19 protein-coding genes are annotated in these 19,013 nt (G+C 42.6%); 10 read left to right on the forward strand and 9 right to left on the reverse strand.

Features of this window, described 5'->3' with window-relative positions; genetic code table 11:
- Positions 1 to 333: 333 nt before the first annotated feature.
- Positions 334 to 1,626 carry an alpha/beta fold hydrolase gene (locus FTW16_RS04275; protein ID WP_146490168.1) on the forward strand — a complete coding sequence of 431 codons (1,293 nt, stop codon included), beginning with the start codon at positions 334 to 336 and terminating at the stop codon, positions 1,624 to 1,626.
- 140 nt (positions 1,627 to 1,766) lie between these two features.
- Here the strand turns inward: FTW16_RS04275 and FTW16_RS04280 are convergent, their stop codons facing one another.
- From FTW16_RS04280 to FTW16_RS04305, 6 genes are all read right to left on the reverse strand, one after another.
- Positions 1,767 to 1,949 (reverse strand): hypothetical protein, encoded by a 183-nt coding sequence (locus tag FTW16_RS04280; protein WP_004741177.1) that lies wholly within the window; start codon positions 1,947 to 1,949, stop codon positions 1,767 to 1,769.
- Between the two features lie 290 nt (positions 1,950 to 2,239).
- A complete protein-coding gene (locus tag FTW16_RS04285; RefSeq protein ID WP_146490169.1) occupies positions 2,240 to 2,467 on the reverse strand; it encodes a PAS factor family protein in 228 nt (75 codons plus the stop codon).
- 227 nt (positions 2,468 to 2,694) lie between these two features.
- The gene (locus FTW16_RS04290; RefSeq protein ID WP_146490170.1) at positions 2,695 to 4,851 is read right to left on the reverse strand and encodes a cytochrome c; all 2,157 of its coding nucleotides are present in this window, start codon (positions 4,849 to 4,851) and stop codon (positions 2,695 to 2,697) included.
- Positions 4,848 to 5,462, reverse strand: a complete 615-nt coding sequence (locus FTW16_RS04295) for a cbb3-type cytochrome c oxidase subunit II (protein ID WP_146490171.1) — start codon at positions 5,460 to 5,462, stop codon at positions 4,848 to 4,850. The genes FTW16_RS04290 and FTW16_RS04295 overlap by 4 nt, the downstream gene beginning before the upstream one ends.
- Positions 5,463 to 6,887, reverse strand: a complete 1,425-nt coding sequence (gene ccoN, locus FTW16_RS04300) for a cytochrome-c oxidase, cbb3-type subunit I (protein ID WP_146490172.1) — start codon at positions 6,885 to 6,887, stop codon at positions 5,463 to 5,465.
- Positions 6,888 to 6,930: 43 nt separating this feature from the next.
- Positions 6,931 to 7,317 (reverse strand): c-type cytochrome, encoded by a 387-nt coding sequence (locus FTW16_RS04305; RefSeq protein WP_146490173.1) that lies wholly within the window; start codon positions 7,315 to 7,317, stop codon positions 6,931 to 6,933.
- A 433-nt stretch (positions 7,318 to 7,750) separates the two neighbouring features.
- Here FTW16_RS04305 and FTW16_RS04310 point away from each other — a divergent pair, with 433 nt between their 5' ends.
- Positions 7,751 to 8,206, forward strand: coding sequence for a molybdopterin-dependent oxidoreductase (locus FTW16_RS04310; RefSeq protein ID WP_146490174.1), 456 nt, complete (start codon positions 7,751 to 7,753; stop codon positions 8,204 to 8,206).
- A gap of 9 nt (positions 8,207 to 8,215) precedes the next feature.
- Complete coding sequence (locus tag FTW16_RS04315) at positions 8,216 to 9,241, forward strand: GGDEF domain-containing protein (RefSeq protein ID WP_146490175.1); 1,026 nt, start codon at positions 8,216 to 8,218, stop codon at positions 9,239 to 9,241.
- A gap of 221 nt (positions 9,242 to 9,462) precedes the next feature.
- Here the strand turns inward: FTW16_RS04315 and FTW16_RS04320 are convergent, their stop codons facing one another.
- Both FTW16_RS04320 and FTW16_RS04325 read right to left on the reverse strand, forming a co-directional pair.
- Positions 9,463 to 11,892: a putative bifunctional diguanylate cyclase/phosphodiesterase gene (locus FTW16_RS04320; protein ID WP_146490176.1), complete on the reverse strand. Its 2,430-nt coding sequence runs from the start codon at positions 11,890 to 11,892 to the stop codon at positions 9,463 to 9,465.
- A gap of 3 nt (positions 11,893 to 11,895) precedes the next feature.
- The gene (locus FTW16_RS04325; protein WP_146490177.1) at positions 11,896 to 12,927 is read right to left on the reverse strand and encodes a PotD/PotF family extracellular solute-binding protein; all 1,032 of its coding nucleotides are present in this window, start codon (positions 12,925 to 12,927) and stop codon (positions 11,896 to 11,898) included.
- Positions 12,928 to 13,297: 370 nt separating this feature from the next.
- Between FTW16_RS04325 and FTW16_RS04330 the strand changes: the two genes are divergently transcribed.
- The 6 genes from FTW16_RS04330 (at position 13,298) to FTW16_RS04355 (ending at position 17,053) form a co-directional block, all read left to right on the forward strand.
- Positions 13,298 to 13,948: a LysE family translocator gene (locus tag FTW16_RS04330; RefSeq protein WP_061017223.1), complete on the forward strand. Its 651-nt coding sequence runs from the start codon at positions 13,298 to 13,300 to the stop codon at positions 13,946 to 13,948.
- A gap of 296 nt (positions 13,949 to 14,244) precedes the next feature.
- The gene (locus tag FTW16_RS04335; RefSeq protein ID WP_146490178.1) at positions 14,245 to 15,045 is read left to right on the forward strand and encodes a PhzF family phenazine biosynthesis protein; all 801 of its coding nucleotides are present in this window, start codon (positions 14,245 to 14,247) and stop codon (positions 15,043 to 15,045) included.
- Positions 15,046 to 15,186: 141 nt separating this feature from the next.
- On the forward strand, positions 15,187 to 15,690 hold the full coding sequence (locus tag FTW16_RS04340; protein ID WP_146490179.1) for a YgjV family protein: 504 nt from the start codon (positions 15,187 to 15,189) through the stop codon (positions 15,688 to 15,690).
- Positions 15,691 to 15,750: 60 nt separating this feature from the next.
- A complete protein-coding gene (locus FTW16_RS04345) occupies positions 15,751 to 16,065 on the forward strand; it encodes a cupin domain-containing protein (protein ID WP_146490180.1) in 315 nt (104 codons plus the stop codon).
- A gap of 104 nt (positions 16,066 to 16,169) precedes the next feature.
- Entirely contained in the window at positions 16,170 to 16,649 is a 480-nt protein-coding gene (locus FTW16_RS04350) for a GNAT family N-acetyltransferase (protein ID WP_146490181.1), read from the forward strand.
- A gap of 107 nt (positions 16,650 to 16,756) precedes the next feature.
- Complete coding sequence (locus tag FTW16_RS04355; RefSeq protein WP_017064710.1) at positions 16,757 to 17,053, forward strand: hypothetical protein; 297 nt, start codon at positions 16,757 to 16,759, stop codon at positions 17,051 to 17,053.
- Positions 17,054 to 17,179: 126 nt separating this feature from the next.
- Here the strand turns inward: FTW16_RS04355 and FTW16_RS04360 are convergent, their stop codons facing one another.
- Positions 17,180 to 17,677, reverse strand: a complete 498-nt coding sequence (locus FTW16_RS04360) for a fasciclin domain-containing protein (protein WP_146490182.1) — start codon at positions 17,675 to 17,677, stop codon at positions 17,180 to 17,182.
- Positions 17,678 to 17,881: 204 nt separating this feature from the next.
- Between FTW16_RS04360 and FTW16_RS04365 the strand changes: the two genes are divergently transcribed.
- Complete coding sequence (locus tag FTW16_RS04365; RefSeq protein ID WP_146490183.1) at positions 17,882 to 18,865, forward strand: DUF2860 family protein; 984 nt, start codon at positions 17,882 to 17,884, stop codon at positions 18,863 to 18,865.
- The last annotated feature ends 148 nt before the right edge of the window (positions 18,866 to 19,013 follow it).

Raw genomic sequence — 19,013 nt, forward strand, 5'->3', positions numbered from 1 at the left:
AGCCTATAAAGCCTGAGCTTATTGAACTTAAAAGCATCATCTACAACAGATAAAACCAAAGAGCTTAACGTATCCTCACCTCGTTAAGCTCTTTTTATTTGTGCCGCATCTTTATTCTTCCTCTCAATAGATCAAACCTTAAACTCTCTGTTTTGACACAAGTTGTTACGCGTTGAAGGTAAATTAAGCGATTAGATGAAGCACCTTCACATTCATGTTAAACAAACGGTTTCTTTTACAAGCCACTATGCGTATCTTGCTAACTAAAGGTGCCAATGGGCGCCGTTTTTATTCGTACCGATGACTTTAGAATCAGATAAAAAGGAATGAAGCGTGCAAGCTAACTTTATTGATGGAACCACCCTGTATCGTCAGCACTCTTTTGAGTTGCCACTCGATTACCAAGCAAAAGATGGACAACAGATCCAAGTCTTCGCACGCGAGCTGGTTGATCTCGCTAAAGATGCGCAAGAGCTGCCGTGGTTGATCTACTTTCAAGGCGGCCCGGGTTTTCCTTCTCCACGTGTTAGCGGCCAATCAGGTTGGCTAAAGCGTGCATTGCAAAACTACCGTGTTCTGCTTCTTGATCAACGTGGTACAGGCAACAGTACGGTGATCAGCCACGAAACATTGGCGCACCTGTCTCCAGAGCAGCAAGCTGAATACCTAACTCATTTCAGAGCCGATAACATCGTTCGTGACGCGGAAGCGATTCGTGAGCAGTTCGGTGTTAAACAGTGGTCGACGATTGGCCAGAGCTTTGGTGGCTTCTGCACATTGAGCTACTTGTCGCTGTTCCCACAAAGCCTAAAGTGCTGTTATGTCACGGGCGGTATACCTTCTATCGAACGCGAAGCTGACGATGTGTATCGTGCGACCTACAAGCGTGTAGAAGACAAAAACAAAGCCTTCTTTGCTCAGTTCCCGCAAGCGCAAGCTATGTGTCGTGAGATCTCTGATTACCTACTTAACAACGACGTGAGACTGCCAAATGGTCAGGTGTTTACGGTTGAACAGTTCCAGTTGATTGGTATTAATCTTGGCGGCGGTGAAGCAAACCTTCCTATGTACTTCACATTAGAGACTGCGTTTGTTGAAGTGAACGGTAACAAACAGCTGAGCTACAGCTTCCTAAACCAAATGCAGCAAGAGCAGGGCTACCTAACAAACCCTATCTACGCGATTCTACATGAATCGATTTACTGCGAAGGTACAGCGTCTAACTGGTCGGCACATCGAGTTCGTCAGCAGTACCCACACTTCAACTACCAATCGGGTCGTGAGTTCTGGTTTACCGGAGAAATGGTCTACCCATGGATGTTCGACCAACTAGAAACGTTGAAGCCACTGCGTGAAGCAGCCAATCTATTAGCTGAGAAATCGGATTGGGGTATTTTGTACAACGCGGAGCAGCTGAGCAAGAATACGGTTCCTATGGCGTGTGCAGTTTACGCAGATGACATGTACGTAGAACTGGATTACAGCCGTGAAACACTGGCGAACATTCCAAACTCAAAAGCGTGGATCACTAATGAATATGAGCACAACGGCTTACGAGCAGACGGCGAAAGAATCGTAGACAAGCTGATGACCATGGTTGAAGCATTAGAGAATTTGCCAAAGTAATCTCGCTAGCCCTACCTGAAACAAAGACGTTAAAAAATAAGCGACGTTAGAAAAAAGAAAACGCTGCATCCGTGCAGCGTTTTTGTTAGGTCATCGAACTATTCGATTTAAGGAACTAGGAGGGGTAGCTCAATAAGCCATTAAGGTTGGATGACGATATCTTGATGTTCTGTTGTGGTTAAGCAGGCGCGATTTTGTTCGATTAGTTGAGCCGCGTAAGATGGGGTCACAGCTTGAATCTCGCCTTTCGAACGAATGGTCAGTGCTTCCCAAGCTTGATCACGATATTTGCCTGTCTGTGTGTATTCAATAAGTACTCTCATGATTCTTCCATCCGCTGTGTGGTTAACGTGCTACTAACATTAGCGCCATTATTGTCGTTACACACCTGTTAAAAATGGAACATAAGATTAACCAAATGAGAATGGTCGCAACTTGAAAATTTCGACAAATTGCACTTATTAGCGTTCGAGCTTATTACTCTAAATCGCTGTTCATCCGGATAAAGGGTTGAGAATGGGCAACACTGGTAAGTTGTACCTGCGGCAAATTGAAGCATAAAAAAAACGCTGCATAAGGCAGCGTTTTTTTCAGAATTCACTTAGACGACAGATTAGTTGTTATCTAAGCCAACAATCTTTCGTGCAGACATCACTGCACTATCTAAATCGGTCAATCTACCAGCACTGGCTGGACCAAGAACTGATGAATACAAAGCCAACTGCTTCTCAAATGATAAATCTAATTGGTTATATAGATTTTGGCGGATTTGAGCGTGTTGCTGTGGCTGTGCGCTCGACAGGCCTTCCAACGTATCGTAGATGAGTGTAGTTGTATCCATAACTGTCCTTAGTACATCTTTAGAAAATTTTGCATATTATGCACTTGGTGTCATCTTTGTTCTGCGAGATTGATCGCATTATGTGCAGCTCTGCTTAATTGTGTAATCAGTTAGTTACAATTGTGTTGTTTGGCAAAGCGTCGAAAGGGTGCGTTTAGACAAAAGAAAAGGAGACACAGTAGTCTCCTTTTGGTTTATTGCAACTCACTTTCTAAGCCATTTGTCTGTTACCGGATATTGATGGTGTTGTCTCTGCGGTCATACATGTCTGGAGTGGTATGTAAGCCACCTGCGTAACCTGCCGCTTCAAGTGTTTCTCTTACCTCACGAACATGCTCTGCGGTTACTGGTTCTTGCCTGTCTCCAAGGTACAATCGGACGAAGGTGATCAACTCAGCCAGTCTCTGATCCGATAGGACATCTTCAAAGCTTGCCATTGGCATGAAGTTTCTATCCTTGTCAAGGTAGGTCGGTTGTAAACCGCGAACAGTTACCGCAATGGTGTTGAATGGGTCGCTGTGCATGATGATACCGTTGTTCAACAGAGTAGGGGCGATAGGGTCGCGACCTTTACCATCGTCACCATGACACGCCCCACAGGTTTGACGATATGTGGCGTAGATTTCTCTGTTATACGCGGCCTCATCAAACCCTTTAGGTTGTAACGGTACTGCGTCACTAGCGATGGTGTTGTTGACGTCTCCGCTGAGAAGGTAATAAGACATCGATTCAACGTCTTCACGCGTCATCAAACTCAGACTGTTCTTTACTACGTCAGCCATACCCGCAAAAGCAGTTCCTTTGTCTGAATGACCTGTGTGTAAGAAGTCGGTGAGTATTGCTTCATCCCAACCATCGATATAGAGCTCATTGGCTGTGATATCAGGCGCATTCCAACCATCAATTAAGTTACCTTGGAAAATACGTTCTGGTATTAGAGCTTGGGCAATATTTCGTGGGGTATGGCACTCAGAACAGTGACCAAGACCTGCGACCCAATATTTGCCTTGTTGCCATTTATCGACATCATCAATTTCTCCCTTAAGTTCCTCTGGTACTTCGTAATCAATAGGGTCTGTATCCATAAAGACGATGTTCCAGCCAAGCAAACCTAGGCGAATATTGGATGGAAACATCATGCTGTTGTCATCATTGCGTCGCGGCACGGCGGTGATTGACTGCATGTATTCCCATAAATCAACCATGTCTTGGTCGGTGAGGTATTGATAAGAGGTGTAAGGCATTGCAGGGTACAGGTAACCATTCTTACCTTTACCTGCAACTAACGCGGCTCGGAAATCATCGAAGTCATAAGTCCCAATACCTTCGGTGGTGTGTGGCGTTATGTTGGTTGAATACACGGTGCCGAAAGGGGTAACAAAGGGCAGGCCGCCAGCAAAGGGTTCTCCACCTTCTGCACTATGACAAGCCACACAGTCACCGGCATAAGCGAGATATTCTCCGCGCTCAACAGATGATGCTTTCAAACTCGCGAGCCTTTGTTGCTCTACTTCACCAGCGTGTCGTATATAAGCCCCAAGCGCGAGTATTTCGTTCTCGGTGAGCTGCTTATCAAACGCAGGCATTAGGTTGTTCAAACCGTAATTGATGGTGTGCTGGATCTCTTCAATACTTCCGCCGTGAAGCCAGATATCATCGGAAAGATCAGGTACGCCGATCGCTGGATTAGCGACAGCACCATCGGCATGACAAGACGAACAGTATTTGACGAACAAGGTTTTACCGAGCTCGACTTTAATCTCCGGCACATCGGTATGACGTTGGTTGAGAGAGGCTAGATAGTAGGAGACTTTTGCCACCTCATCTGGGCGCATGATTTCACTCCAACCCGGCATAGCACCGTTCCGACCTTTAGCTATCGAATGAATCACAGCTTCATCACTGCCACCATAAAGCCATTCTTGGTCTATCAGATTGGGAAAGTGCTTTTGTCCCTGAGCATTATCTCGGTGACAAGCGGCGCAGTGAGTTTGGAACAGAATCCTACCGCTGTTCACAATCTCTGGGACCGCAGCTAATTCTCCTAACGTGGTGTCACTGGTTTGTGAAAATTGTTCGTTAAGGCTGGTGGTCGGCGAACTGAGTTTGTCGTCGCTTTGTTTCCAATCGACTAATCCTTCCCATTCGCCAAGCCCGGGGTAGAGCACTAAATAACCCGCAGACAAAAGAAATGCCACTGCATAACTGACAAATAAAAGTTTAGGTGGAGGCGCATCTTTCTCTTCAATGCCATCAAAGGTGCCAATGGTGTGGTCGTGATCGGCCTTGTGATTGCTACGCCAGTATTTAACGACAACAGACACCATCAGAACAAAGAATATTAAGGTTAAGAGTACCGCCCATAGATTCCAGAATGTGCTCATTGTGATACCTCCTGTGACGTATCTTTACCCAGGCTTTGTAAATAGCGAATCAGCGCTTCACCTTTGGTTTTGCCTCTTACTTGCAAACGGGCTTCACCAATTTCTTGATCGGTATAAGGCACTCCTAAGGTACGTAACACTTCCATTTTGGCGCTGATATCATCGCCAGTCAGAGTCTGCTCAAACAGCCACGGGTAAGAGGGCATGATCGATGTCGGTACGACTTTTCGAGGATCAATTAAGTGAATAACATGCCATTGGTCAGAATACTTTCTACCTAAGTTAGTGAGGTCTGGGCCAGTACGTTTAGAGCCCCACAAGTTAGGAAACTCATAGATATCGTCTGCTTCTTGGTTCGGGCGACCATTTCGTTTCACTTCTGGCTCAAGAGGGCGAACCATTTGTGTGTGACAAACATGGCAGCCTTCACTGATGTAGATGTCTCGGCCTGCTAACTCAATAGGTGTGAGCGGCATCGCTAAACTGCCTTTGGCAATATCGTCTCCACGGACGATGCTTGGCACTACCCAAACCAATAAAGAGAAGGAGGCGACAACAACGGTAGTCAAAATCAAAATGACGATTGAATGTGTAAAGTCTTTACTCATCATTTAAGCCCCCTCATTAACGGTGTGTTTAGCGTTATGTACGGCGGGCATACGAACCGTTTTGTACAAGTTGAATGCCATTAAGAACAATCCAAGGACGAACAGCGCGCCACCAAAGAATCGTAAGAACAACCAAGGTGCTTTGAAGTCCATTGCCTCTACAAAACTGTAAATCAGTTCGCCATTTTCATTTTGAGCGAGCCACATATAACCTTCACCGATGCCCGCGACCCAAAGTGCTATCGCATAAAGAGCGACGCCGGCATGAGCGAGCCAGAAGTGCCACTTAATCAGTCGTGGCGACCAAAGATCGGTTTGGCCCCATAAGCGCGGAATGAAGTAGTAAAAGACCGCTATCCCTGACATCCCAACCCAGCCTAGTGCTGCTGAATGTACGTGACCGATAATCCATTCGGTGTTATGTGCCACCATGTTGAACCAGCGAATGGCAAGCAATGGGCCTTCAAATGTCGCCAAGCAGTAGTAAAGAATTGCTGAGAAAAAGAATAAAAGAATGTAATCGGACTTCAGCTTTTCTTTGTTTTGTAGAAGGGTCATTGCGCTATTGAACGCACCAGCCCACGAAGGGAGCCATAGGATCAACGACATCACGATTCCGATGTTCTGAATCCAGATGGGAACGGAAGAGTAAACGAGATGGTGTGTCCCGGCCCATGTGTAGAAACCGACCAAGCCCCAGAAGTGGATCACTGACAATCGGTACGAATAGATAGGTCTATCTGCCGCTTTGGGTATGAAATAGTAATTCATACCAATGATACCCGCAGTCAGTAGGAAGCCGACGGCATTATGTCCCCACCACCACTGCACTATCGCATCTTGAGCGCCTGCAAATACAGAGTAAGACTTCATCGCTAACACTGGTATCGCGAGGTTGTTGACGATGAAAATCATGGCAACGACGATGATGAAAGCAGCAAAGAACCAGTTTGCCACGAAGATATGGCTGACCGTCCGCTTTGCAAGCGTGCCAAAGAACAACACCGCATAAAGCACCCAAACCAGCACAATCATTAAGTCGATTGGCCATTCAAGCTCTGCATACTCTTTTGAGGTGGTGTGGCCTGCGGGGAGGGAAATGACCGCTAGTAAAAGAATGAATTGCCAGCCCCAAAATACCATCCAGGAAAGACTTTTGTTAAACAGGTCACAATGGCCCGTTCGTTGGGCAATGTACAAAGAGGTCCCCATCAAAATATTCACGACGAAGCCGTATATCACACCAGAGGTATGTAGCGGGCGCAGTCGACCAAATTGGAAATATTGGGAATCGAAGTTTAAGACTGGCCAATATAATTGCGCGGCGAGAATCACGCCGATGATCATACCTACGATCGCCCACACTAAGGATGCGACGATGAAGTACTTCACGACCTTAATGCTGTATTGCGTTGTCACTTGTTCCATAACAAGGCTCCTTGCCTAGAGGTTTTGAACCGCTGACTTAATTTTATTCGTTGACTTCATTTGAATCGCCGAGCGAGCTTGAATCATTACCCAGCATTGAATAGAAATAGGAAATATCACGGATATCTTGGTCTGAAAGCGTGTCGGCTTGTTGCTGCATGAGAATCGCTAAGCCACTGGTTCTTTCGCGTGTCTGATAATCTTTCAGTGAAGAGATCAGATATCCCACTTTTTGACCGCGTAGGTTCGGGTAGGGATCTTGTGTTGAAATGCCATCAACGCCATGACAGGTCATACACACTTTGGCTTTTTGTTTACCTAATTCGAATTGCTCTTTGTTAACTTCAGCAGAAACAGGAAACATGACCAACGTCATTACTAGGGTAGAAAGTGTCGCCATGGGGTTAAATTTTTTTATATTCAAACTCATTCTCGATTCCCTTGATTATGAAATGAGTAAGCTTTTTAAGATCAACGCACGAGATCAACTGGTGAAGTAGAAACGACTGGAACCCGTTATTAAGTCTCTTAAAGCTGCTTACGTTCGATTAAAGGTTATGCAGCAACCAGCATTCTCGCTACTCGCAGACTCATTTTTATTGTCAACTTTATTGGCCATTACGTATTCAGTGGCTGGATTGGATTACTCAAGGTGTTTAAAAAGCAGAGATTTCTACTAGATAAACGTGAGCGAATGATTATCTGGGAAGGAGCAAAGGTTGTGTTCGCGCTGGATTATAAGGTGAAATGTTATTTAGTCAGGGTTGAGTTGTACGAATCAAAAATAAGGCAATGTCTAAGCAAGTCAAATGGCCAATATGGACTAAACTCAGGTTAGTGACCTTTTTAAAACGGAGTTTAAAATGAGAACTGCACTGTTGTTTGTACTTTCATTGTGTTCATTTTCTATTTTCGCTGCATCGCAACTCACTGTATTTGACCATCTAGGTCAAAAGCACCAGTTAAGCCGAGAACAACTGTTACAACTTCCCCAACAAGAGATTGTTACATCATTACCTTGGGTTGATGGAGAGTTGGTTTATAGCGGTGTAACTCTGCAAACAGTGCTTGAAACAATGGATTTACCTATTGCATCTCAGGTAACTTTCGTGGCGTTAAACGACTATAAAATCGCGGTGCCTAAAGAAGATTTTTATGATTATCAGCCAATCATTGCGATAAAACAAAATGGAAAATTCATGTCGGTTAGAGACAAAGGACCTTATTGGTTGATATATCCTCTTTCTTCGACGCCTGATATTGATAACACAGACTTCCATGCCAAGATGATCTGGCAGATACGCGATATTCACTTATAAGGGCTTAGTATGAAAAAGCTGTTGTCATTGACTGCCATTAAAGTCGTCGTGTTATCTTTGGCTGCGGTGGTACTCACCGTTAATATTTACAGTGTCACTCGCATTAACGACATCAACAAAAGCTTTTCGACTCGACAAAATGAAGCCACCTGGTTTGTTTTCCAGTTAGTAAAGGAATATGCCAACTTTTTGATGGTGAGCCGTTCTGAAAACATTGATTATGAAGAGTTATGGCTAGCATACGATATTACGTGGAGCCGTTTTGATATATTAATTAACAGTACCGAGTCTTCTAATTTTATTAAGTCAGCAAACTTTAAGCCTTATTTTACTGCGGAGTTTGAGAAATTTAAGAGTTTGGAAGCTTCAATTAAATTGGTTGAACGAGGAGTGCTACCGAAGGGTTCTTTACAGAAAAAGGTCGATATTTGTTACCACACACTCGTTGGTTTTATTAACGACAAGTTTCGCTTACAAAGCCCTGTGATTGAAGAAAATACTTCAATGGTTGATAAATTAGTTATCGTCCATCTAATCAGTAGCGTGTTTCTAGTTGCCATCTTGTTGATTACAGGAATTATTTTCTATGTGGATTTCTCTATCAAAAGAAAGCTCTATTCTACGGATTTTATTACAGGGTTTCGTAATCGAATCTCATTGATGAAATTTGTGAAGAATAGCTACTCAAAGGATAACAACTTTGATCTCTATTTTGTCCGAATCAGAAATCTTAGCGAAATCAATCAAAAATATGGACTTGAATATGGCGACCTTGTCGTGAGTTCGGCAGCTAAGTCTTTGACCGCTAAGATACCGGAAAGCACTATTTCATTTCGCAGTAGCGGAAGCCAATTCTTATTTTTTATTCCTGACCATTTGTATGCGAGTGATGAAATTCAGGAGAGGTTCAATGATGTGCTTAGTGATTACATATCAGCGGGAAATTTAGAGTTGATGATTGACGCTGTAGTAAGGCATAAGAAAAACATAAGCTCTAAAGACATGATGGAGTTATTGACTACCATCAAGGGATAAGATTGTTTAAAAGCTTAGTTCTAGTTTCTTACTCCTCATTAATATCGATGTCTCTACCTTTGACTAGGTGTACAGCCTTACATAACAATCCTTATCTGAACGTATTTTATTCGCTTCGGATGAAACTTATGTCTGTTTAATAAACGTTAATCCCAATACACCTAATGTTTATTACTGCGTTTGATTTCTGGTGGTAGCTCAGGTTAAAAATAGATTAACAATTATTTTTGGTTCAGCGCTATGATCCTTTTGTTAGGGACCGATTTTAAAATATCTTGCTGATCGAGAATTGTTTGTGGATTATGGTCACGAACAAATTCGATAAACTCAATGTAAGTTAATGGTTGGCTGAAATAATAACCCTGTATTAGATCGCAGTTGGCTTTTCGAAGGTGATGATATTGCTCGATAGATTCGACTCCTTCCCCAACAACTAAGGTGTCACAAGAGTGGCCCAAGTTAACCATGGATTCGACCATCTTACGGTCAGCTTTGTCGGTGGCGATATTGTCGATAAAGCTCTTGTCAATTTTAAGCTCATCGACAGGATAATGAAGAAGCTGGTTAAATGCTGTGTAACCCGTACCGAAGTCGTCGAGGGAAACTTTTAAACCCAAGCTTCTAATGCTCTCGATTGTCTGTACGGTCAATTTGGTGCTTTTTACATAGCTGGTTTCAGTAATTTCAATGATGATGTTGCCAGGCGGAACTTTATAACGCTCGAGTACCTTACGAATGTTGTCGGCAAAGTTGCGATTATAGAGCTCCATCGCTGATATGTTTATGGATAATGTACCTTTGTAGTTGTGAATCTCTGAGAGCTCTTTATAGCTCTTGATTGCGGTGCTGATGACCCACATGTCGAGTTTGGAGATTAAATTGCTCTTCTCCGCGACTGGAATGAACTCATCTGGCCCTGCTTTGATATCAAAAAGAGCAGGGCAACGAATCAGACATTCCGCGCCGTCGATATGCAGTGTTTGAGCATTGAAGATAGGCATAAAACGAAGTTCAAAGTTGTCACTCTCACAGCACTCCAATAGCCTTTTCTCGATAACATCATGCCTTTCAAGTGAGTGAAGCAACTCTTCGCCATAAACAATTCGGCTCTCGCCGTCACTATGATCCTTAGCATTAATCAACATCTCATCGATACATCGGTGCCATATCTCTTCAAATTTCGGGGTATCTACGGGAAGAACACCCGTTGCAATCGAGAGCCTGAAACCATAGTAATCGAGGAAAGCCGTACCCGTGAGGGTGTTGTTAATGTTCTCAATCTCTTCATTTATTGATTGATGCCCGCCTATTTCTAAGATGGCGATGAACTGGTTTCCTCCCAGCCTTGCTAAAGAATAGTCACTGCAACTAAAGCCGAAAGAGGATTGTTGGTTTTGCAACGTTTCTCTTAATGTTCTAGCTAGACTTACCAAGACGTTATCACCGACTTTTGCGCCATATAAATCATTGATTTTACGGAAGTCGATAATGTCCCAACATACTAGGTAACAGTGTGGGCTCATAGAGCTTTTTAAACGAACATCAAGATGTCGAATGAACGAGCGCCTATTGGCTAACTTGGTTAATTGATCAAATTCGGCTTCGAATTTCAATTCCGTCAATGAATCAATATAGGCGTTCTTGAGTCCGTCAATTTCACTTTGTCCGGATGAGCGTTTAAAGTATCTAAGTTTGAGTCCACCAATGGAGATTTCGTGTAACAAGTCTTTGAGTGGACGGACTAATTGGTAGCGTACGACCATGTGTACGATGAGCATAATAATGAATAATATCGTTAAGCCACCAAGTAAGGTCTCCTGAGCGATGAGGGATTTTTCTGGATTGAATTTCTTTTCACGAATATTAATTTGAGCGAGAAAATGTCGACTATTCATCTCAACGTTGATGCTGTCTTTAGTTTGTTTAAAGGATTTAATAACGAATTGCGTGTTGTCAATATGCTCGGTATTTGATGATGGTTCAATTAGAAGTTGCGTATTGTCATCATCGTTATATTTGGTGAGTAAATTAGAGAGTTGTTTTAATGGGCCATCTGCAATCAATATATATCGATTCAAACTCATTTTTGCGCGTTTGTCCTGGGGGAGTAAATAAGGGTCTATTGCAGCAACATAAGCGTATCTGAGTTCACCACTCACAGAGATATAAGAAAAGCCTTCGTGGGAGAGTTCATTCTTATTGATCAAAGATGTATAGATATCGAAAACTTTCTCGTAGATATTATCGGGGATTTTTAGGCCTTCAAAAGGGTCAACTCGTAAAGTAGATAGCGTTAATTGGAATTTAGGATCAACAATATAGATATTACGTTGACCAAATTGATTTACGTGACTTTGGTTTAAGACTCGAAGTACTCTTTTTTCCAATAGGGATAAGGTGGTGTAGTCTCCGGGGTTTTGAATATATCGTAAGAACTGTAAGGATGAACCAATATCTTTTACTAGTAAAGACAAGCCGAGTTGTTCGTACTCAGCCGCAACTAGGGCGGTATTTACATCGGATTGTACTTCGTCTAAATACAGGTGTTTAGTGTGGTTAGAGGCTAAGTTATAGGTAACCACTCCGCCTATTGCAAATACGAACAATAATGTAGGAATGAGTACAAAATAGAGCTTCTTCAATAATGGCATTGATTATCTCAAACTGTCGACAATACGGTTACGGATTTGAATACTATTGGGCTCGAGTTGCTCATATAGATAGCTGCGTTCCAATACCTCTTTGCTAGGGAATAGCTCCGGATCGTTTTGATACTCTTGAGTGGTCAGTACTTTTGCTTTCGAGCTTGGAGTTGCAAACCAGGAGTCCATCGCGTTTTGAGCGGCGATCTCGGGTTGAGATAAGAATAATAGAATCGTGGTCGCTTGTGGAGATAGCTCACCGTTGTTAATTGCAGCAATACATTCCAACCATAACGTAGTACCTTCGTTAGGAACAATATAAGCCCAAGAAGCATTAGGTTCCGCATCGTTCAGTACATAGCTATCGCCTGAGTAGCCGTAGGCGAGGTTGATCTCAGCGAGACGTTCAGGTTGGTGGATATAGTCAATGACGTACTCACTGCTTTCAATATGAGGCTTTTGAGCTTGCAGGGTTTTGTAAGCTACGCGAAGTTCTTGCTCGTTATTAGTGAATGGCTCAAATTCATTTGCTAACAATGCGGTACTCACCAAATCGGTTGGTTCGTAATACATACTTATGCGACCACGGCTGTTCGCGTCTGGTTCGAGAATAGCTTTCCAAGAGGTGGGAGTGCTTACTTTGTCACTTCGATATAAGATTCCCGCTGTCCCCCAAGCATAGGGGATACCATGCTCTCCACATCCTTCAACCCACCTTGAATCGATGTTGCCAGCAATGGATTGTTGTAGTTCATGAAGGTTATGAAATAGATTCTGTTGGGCTAGTGCCTTGAGCTTTACGCTTTCTATAATCACCAGCTCAAATGCGCCCCGACGTTCGCTTAATAGCACTTCATCTCTGATCGATTCGTCAGAAAAAAACTGTTGTTTCAAAGAAATGCCGTATGTGTCACTTAATTGGGTCACGACGCTCTCAGAGAGAAATTCGTCCCAATTGTAGAGATATATGTCATTCTGTTGGCCAAATGCCGTGCCAGTCAAAATGGATGATGACGCAAGAACTGAAGCATAAAGTGATTTCACTGGCGGATTCCTTTCCTACTTTACCTAACTCAATCGTAGACCAAAATTTGCGACATGGTTCAAATTTATCTCTAATTTCACTTCAACTTTATGCATTGCATGTAGATACCAAATTCTTGCGATCCAGTTAGAACGATAAACTAGCTTTGGTTACAAGATAATTAAGTTAAATCATGGTGATATTACGCTTTAGTGAACGAAAAGCTGAAAAAGCGCTTACATGAGGCCATAGACTTCTGATTTGGATTGATGAAAACGCGTAGTCTGTCTAATTATTTGAAAATGGGCAAATAAATATGCAATTGACCGAGTGCTTTTTCGTTAATTATGCAATAGTAAAGCATTAATTGAGCTACAAGGAAGTTAGTTTATGGATGCAGGTTTAGTTGGTGTATTTGTTACCGTGGCGATTGCCCACTTTTTGGCGTTGTTAAGTCCCGGGCCAGATTTTGTGATTGTGGTGAAGAGTGCTGTTCGAAATAAGGGAAGAAAGGCGTTAGGTGTTGCATGCGGTATTGCCAGTGCAAATGCTGTTTATATTGCTTTATGCCTAGTTGGTGTCGGCTCGATTTTGGCGGCATCCGTTTCTGTTATGATTGCATTGAAGATTATTGGTGGAGTATTTCTCGTTTATCTTGCTGTTCAAGCGATAAGAGCCAAAAAATGTAATTACAGCAATATTGATGTTGCTGAAGAAAGTACCTCCAATCAAACGACTTTTCTTAAAGAATTCGTCACGGGTTTTCTATCTGGAATTCTTAATCCTAAAAATCTTTTGTTCTACTTGAGCTTATTCACGGTTGTACTGAATAATGAGGTGGGTTTCATGTTCAAATTGGGGTTAGGTATTTGGATGACAGTGGTTGTATTTGTGTGGGATGCCGCGATTATATTCCTTTTATCTGCACCTAAAGTCCGCCGAGAATTTACGCGTGTCGCTTACTACATTGATAAAGTGACTGGTGTCATGCTAGGCCTACTTGGCTTGACTATTGTGAAATCTGCTCTAGTACGCCATTAGATTTAATTGAATCGTAATTACTCCATAAGCTTACGTTCGTAGCTCAATATGATGTCGGTGTGCCGCGAACGTGCGCTTATTTGTTCCCTAATTAGGGATTACCAAGCCTTATCTTTGGTTTAAGCCATATACTCAACGTTCTGTTGAACTCGTAAACTCTTTTGATAGCGCCCAGTTTATCAATCCATACTTATTGAATAAGCAATAGTAAAGTTGCTGTTAAACACTTGTAGCACAGAGTGTTTGTGCTTATTGTAGTCAGCAATATTTAATCAATACCAGAGCTAGGCAGTATTGTGAGTTTAGAGATATATCAAGTAGACTCGTTTACAACTCAAGCGTTTAAAGGGAACCCTGCTGGGGTCTGCATCTCCAAAGAGCCATTGGATGAGTCGCTAATGTTTTCAATCGCTGAAGAGATGGCGGTATCCGAAACGGCTTTTCTTTCGCTTAGCACCATGACGCTTAAATGGTTCACTCCCGAAGTAGAAGTGAAGTTATGTGGGCATGGTACACTGGCAACTGTTCATGTAATGAAAGAACAAGGGCTGATCAATCCAGGTGATAGAGTTGTGTTCAACACATTATCAGGGGAGTTATCAGCCGCAGTTTGTGAATCGTCTATTGAGCTTGATTTCCCAAGTACTCAGTTATCATTGTGTTCCGAACCCAACCTCACGTTACTTGAATATCTTGGCTTAGAGCCGCATCAAGTCGTTTCATTCAGAGAGTTTGAGTCTAAGCAGTTAATTGAAGTTTCCAACGAACAAGTGCTATTGGAGCTTTCACCGAACTTTGATGCTTTAAAAGGCATTCAAGGACGAGGTGTTGTGGTGACAGCGCTATCATCAAATGCGGAGCTTGATTTTGTTTCTCGCTACTTTGCACCCTGGGTTGGGGTTAATGAAGATCCTGTGACTGGCTCGGCACATTGTGCATTGACGCAGCACTGGGCTGAAAAGCTAAACAAAAGCTGCTTCAGTGCTTATCAGGCGTCTCGTCGTGGTGGTTATATGTCGACAGAGTTATTAGCTAACGGGCGAATCAAGCTGATTGGTTCGGCTATTACTGTGATTAGTGGTGTGTTGAAGCTTTAGAGCTTTGTTGAATCTTTAGAGCTCAGTTGAATCTATAAAGCATTGTTGCCGTATTTTTTTGACTAACCAAGTGAGTTTTCTTAGGCCATTTATGGTTGAGCAAAACGGCTAGGGTGTAATGTTATTATTGAAGGAATCACAATGTCAGCCTTTTATCTTTCTCAAATACTCGTCGCGATTGCTATCTGTTTCGATCTTCTGTCTTTTCAGTTTAAAGAAAGGAAGAAAATTGTAACCTGTCTATTCTTTGCTGGCGTGCTTATCTCTAGTCATTTTATTTTGCTCGAGCAATGGACAGCGGCGAGTTTAATGATCATTGCAACAATCCGTTATTTAACGAGTGTATTTTCTACATCGTCTAAGTTTAAATATTTGTTCTGTTCCATGTCGGTGATCGCAACGGTTGTGACTTACTCAGGGCTGACTAGCATATTGAGCTGCTTTGCTTCCGTGTTTCAAACCTTTGCTGCCTTTAACAAAGATGACCGCAGATTAAGAGAATTGATGATCATCGGAACCAGTTTTTGGTTGGTTCACAATTACTTAGTTGGCTCGCCAACAGCGGTTCTTATGGAAGCGCTGTTTATCTGCAGTAACTTGGTGGGCTATTACCGTTTTTACTTCAAAAAGAGTGCCGTCGCCTAGGTTTACAGTGAAGTTAATTCCCGAGTTGCTAATCAAGTCAATACGAACTAGGAGATCCCAATGTCAAACATTTACAATGATGTTCCTTCGTCAATGCCCAATGAAATATTCAATGACCTGATTGCCAACGACAGTGTTCGAATCGAAAGGATATTGTCGCATGGACATAGCTCACCAGAAGAGGGTTGGTATGACCAAGAAGAGAATGAATGGGTGATGGTGCTTGAAGGTAAAGGTGTGATTGAGTTTGAAGATGGACGCGTTGTTACTTTATCAAAAGGGGATTACATCAACATCGCTGCACGAGAAAAGCACAAGGTCATTGGTACGGATAAAGACATGGTGACGATCTGGTTGGCTGTGTTTTATCGTTGATCTCTTGATCGAAAGCTGAGGTTGTTGAGTTTGGATTATAGAGCCTGTTGATTCAGCTGTTTATTTGCCCCTTTGAAAGGGCTTAGGACAAAAAGGAGTATGTCGTGGTTAGAATTCGAAATTATCAAACGAGTGATGACAAAGCACTGTGGGAGATCTTCTTTCATACTGTACGTAATGTGAATGTTCGAGATTATTCTCAACAGCAAGTCGAAGCTTGGGCACCTAGTAGCTTTGACTTTGCGTTATGGCAAAAGCGTATGAATGGGTTACAACCCTTTGTGGCTGAGCTAGATGGTTGCGTTGTTGGCTATACTGACCTGCAACCCAATGGCCTGATTGACCACTTTTTCTGTCATCATGAATATCAAGGCAAAGGCGTCGCTAGAGCTTTAATGGAGCATGTATTTGAGGTTGGTCGGGCTCGTGGTCTCTCTCGATACTTTTCAGAGGTGAGTATTACCGCTAGGCCTTTCTATGAGCACCTTGGTTTTGCAGTCGTTAATGAGCAGCAAGTCGAAATGCGTGGCGTAAAACTCACCAATTACGTGATGGAGAAGGTAGTGCCTTCAGATGAACGGTAATCTCATTTTTGTTACAGTTTTTGCCTGCTTTTTTGTTCTCCTCTTCGAGAAAAATCATCACTTTAGAGATAATATTCACTTCAACTAATATCAGTGAAGGAAGAAAAGTGGGTATTGAAGCTTTAGCGTTTGTGATGGACGCATTAATCACCGCATGTTGTATGTATATCGCCTCTAAAATGTCATTCGTGGTCGCAGATTTTAAATCCCTTCTTACTATTGCTGTAATCGTTGCTTTGGTGTCATTGATTCCGACAGTGGGCTGGGTGTTAGGGTTGATTCTATTTGTGTTCCTACTGGGGAAAGCGACGCACTCTAGTATTGGTGATTGCATATGGGTGGTGGTTTTCACAAAGGTGGTATCGATGGCGGCCTTTCTGATATTCGGGCGCTTGTTTATGTAATCCGGGTTCTTACTTATATAAAGGCAGACTCGGCTAATTTGATACCGATCTTAACTTGGTATTTAAACATGAAAAGGGTGTGAACCGGTCACACCTCTAAGAACCTTTGATTTGTGTTCGTCTGTGTTATTTAGGCAGTAATACAGCGTCAATAACATGAATAACACCATTGCTCGCTTCAACATCTGCCATCACGACCTGCGCTTTGTTGATCATCACATTGCCGTGATCAATTCCCACCATTACCGTTTCACCTTGCACTGTTACGGCACTATCAAGTTTCATCACTTCAGACGCCATTATTTTTCCTGGCACCACATGATAGGTCAGTACTGCGATTAGCTTGTCTTTGTTTTCTGGCTTCAACAGCATATCAACCGTTCCTTCAGGTAGTGCAGCGAACGCTTCATCCGTTGGCGCAAACACAGTGAACGGGCCATCACCTTTCAATGTTTCAACTAAGCCTGCCGCCTTTGCTGCAGCTACCAAGGTATTGAAAGAGCCATTTTCAGCCGCCACGTCAACGATATCTTTCTTCATTCCGTGGTGATCAGCGTGAGCAAAAGCTGCAAAAAGAAGCGTCGCAACTAGCACTGACATGGTTTTGATTAGTTTATTAAACATATTGTCTTCCTTTGAGTTGTGTCCGTTATTTTCGAGAGGTATTACGAGAGCTCAATCGTGATAGATCAATTTGTTGTGTCTTTGAGTGAATGGTTAGCGATATCGACCGCGCCAAGCGAATAAATTTACATTGTTAAATGCTTGTTATAATTTTATTTTGATGCTTATAGTTACTTGATGATTATTCAAATAATGGATGTGAATATGAGGTTTGTTTTACCAGTTGTCTTTTCTGCATTGGCTTCAATGCCTGCATACAGTGGTCTCGCTCCAAGTGAAGGTTTCAGCGGTAACTTCAGTGTATTGGCCGGTTTCTACTCTGACAGTAGTAATTTGAGTACTGAACAAGATTCGAATCAAGCAACTAACACCCAGGAAGGGGAGAGTGAAAACCAAGGGTTACTCGGCTTTTTGGGTACTGTTGAATATACTTTTGGCGAATCGCTGACTCACCAAGTGTATGCGGGTACGACGCGAGAGGATATTGCAACAGGTACCATTGCGTTTGAGATCGGTTATAGATACCAACTTTCTGGAGGCACCATATTAGACTTTTCTGTTCTTCCTACCCTTATCTCAGGTAAGGCTTGGTCTGACCCATATGCGGTTGGCGTCAATCGAAACGAAACCGATGTAAAAGGTAATGTTGTGCGATTGCAAATGACTAATATAGGCGGTACTGGCTTTCGAACGGATTTCGCGATTGGTGAATCTGACGTTGATGATGAGTTATCGGGCACCCAAGGCTTATCTCCGGAAGAAGCTGTGCTGCTTGATAGAGAAAGAACCTATTTATACGCCAAAGCAGGGTACCGCTTTATCTTGCCAAACCAAGCAGGTCTATTTGTTCCTTCAATGGTGTATTTCCACTCAGACGCAGAAGGGGGAGCACTCAGCTTCGATAGCTATGGCATAGAATTAAACTACGCTAAGCGAATCGGCCGTCATGGTTTCGTTGTTACGCTCGATGCAAGTGATCGTCAGTACGATGAAGCCAACCCTATTTATGGTAAAGCGCGCGAAGATAATGAATATGGTGCCTTTTTAGCGTACGAGTTTGGTGGCTTGATGGGCTATAAAGATTGGTCGTTTGTCACGTTACTTGGCTTAAGATCTATTGATTCAAATATCGATTTTTATAATTCAGAACAAGTATTCACAAGCGTTGGTGTGGACTATAAATTCTGACATTCACACTACGTATAAAATTAATCAAACAGGCTCTTAGGCTCAGGTTTTCTATTTTTTTAATATTTCAGTAGCTTACATGTATTAAGGGTTGTAGGTGTTCGTTGCTATCCGTAATATAAAAAATTAGATGATGGATAGAAATAAT

This window comes from Vibrio sp. T20, from assembly GCF_007858795.1.
GTDB classification, from domain to species: Bacteria; Pseudomonadota; Gammaproteobacteria; order Enterobacterales; family Vibrionaceae; genus Vibrio; species Vibrio satsumensis.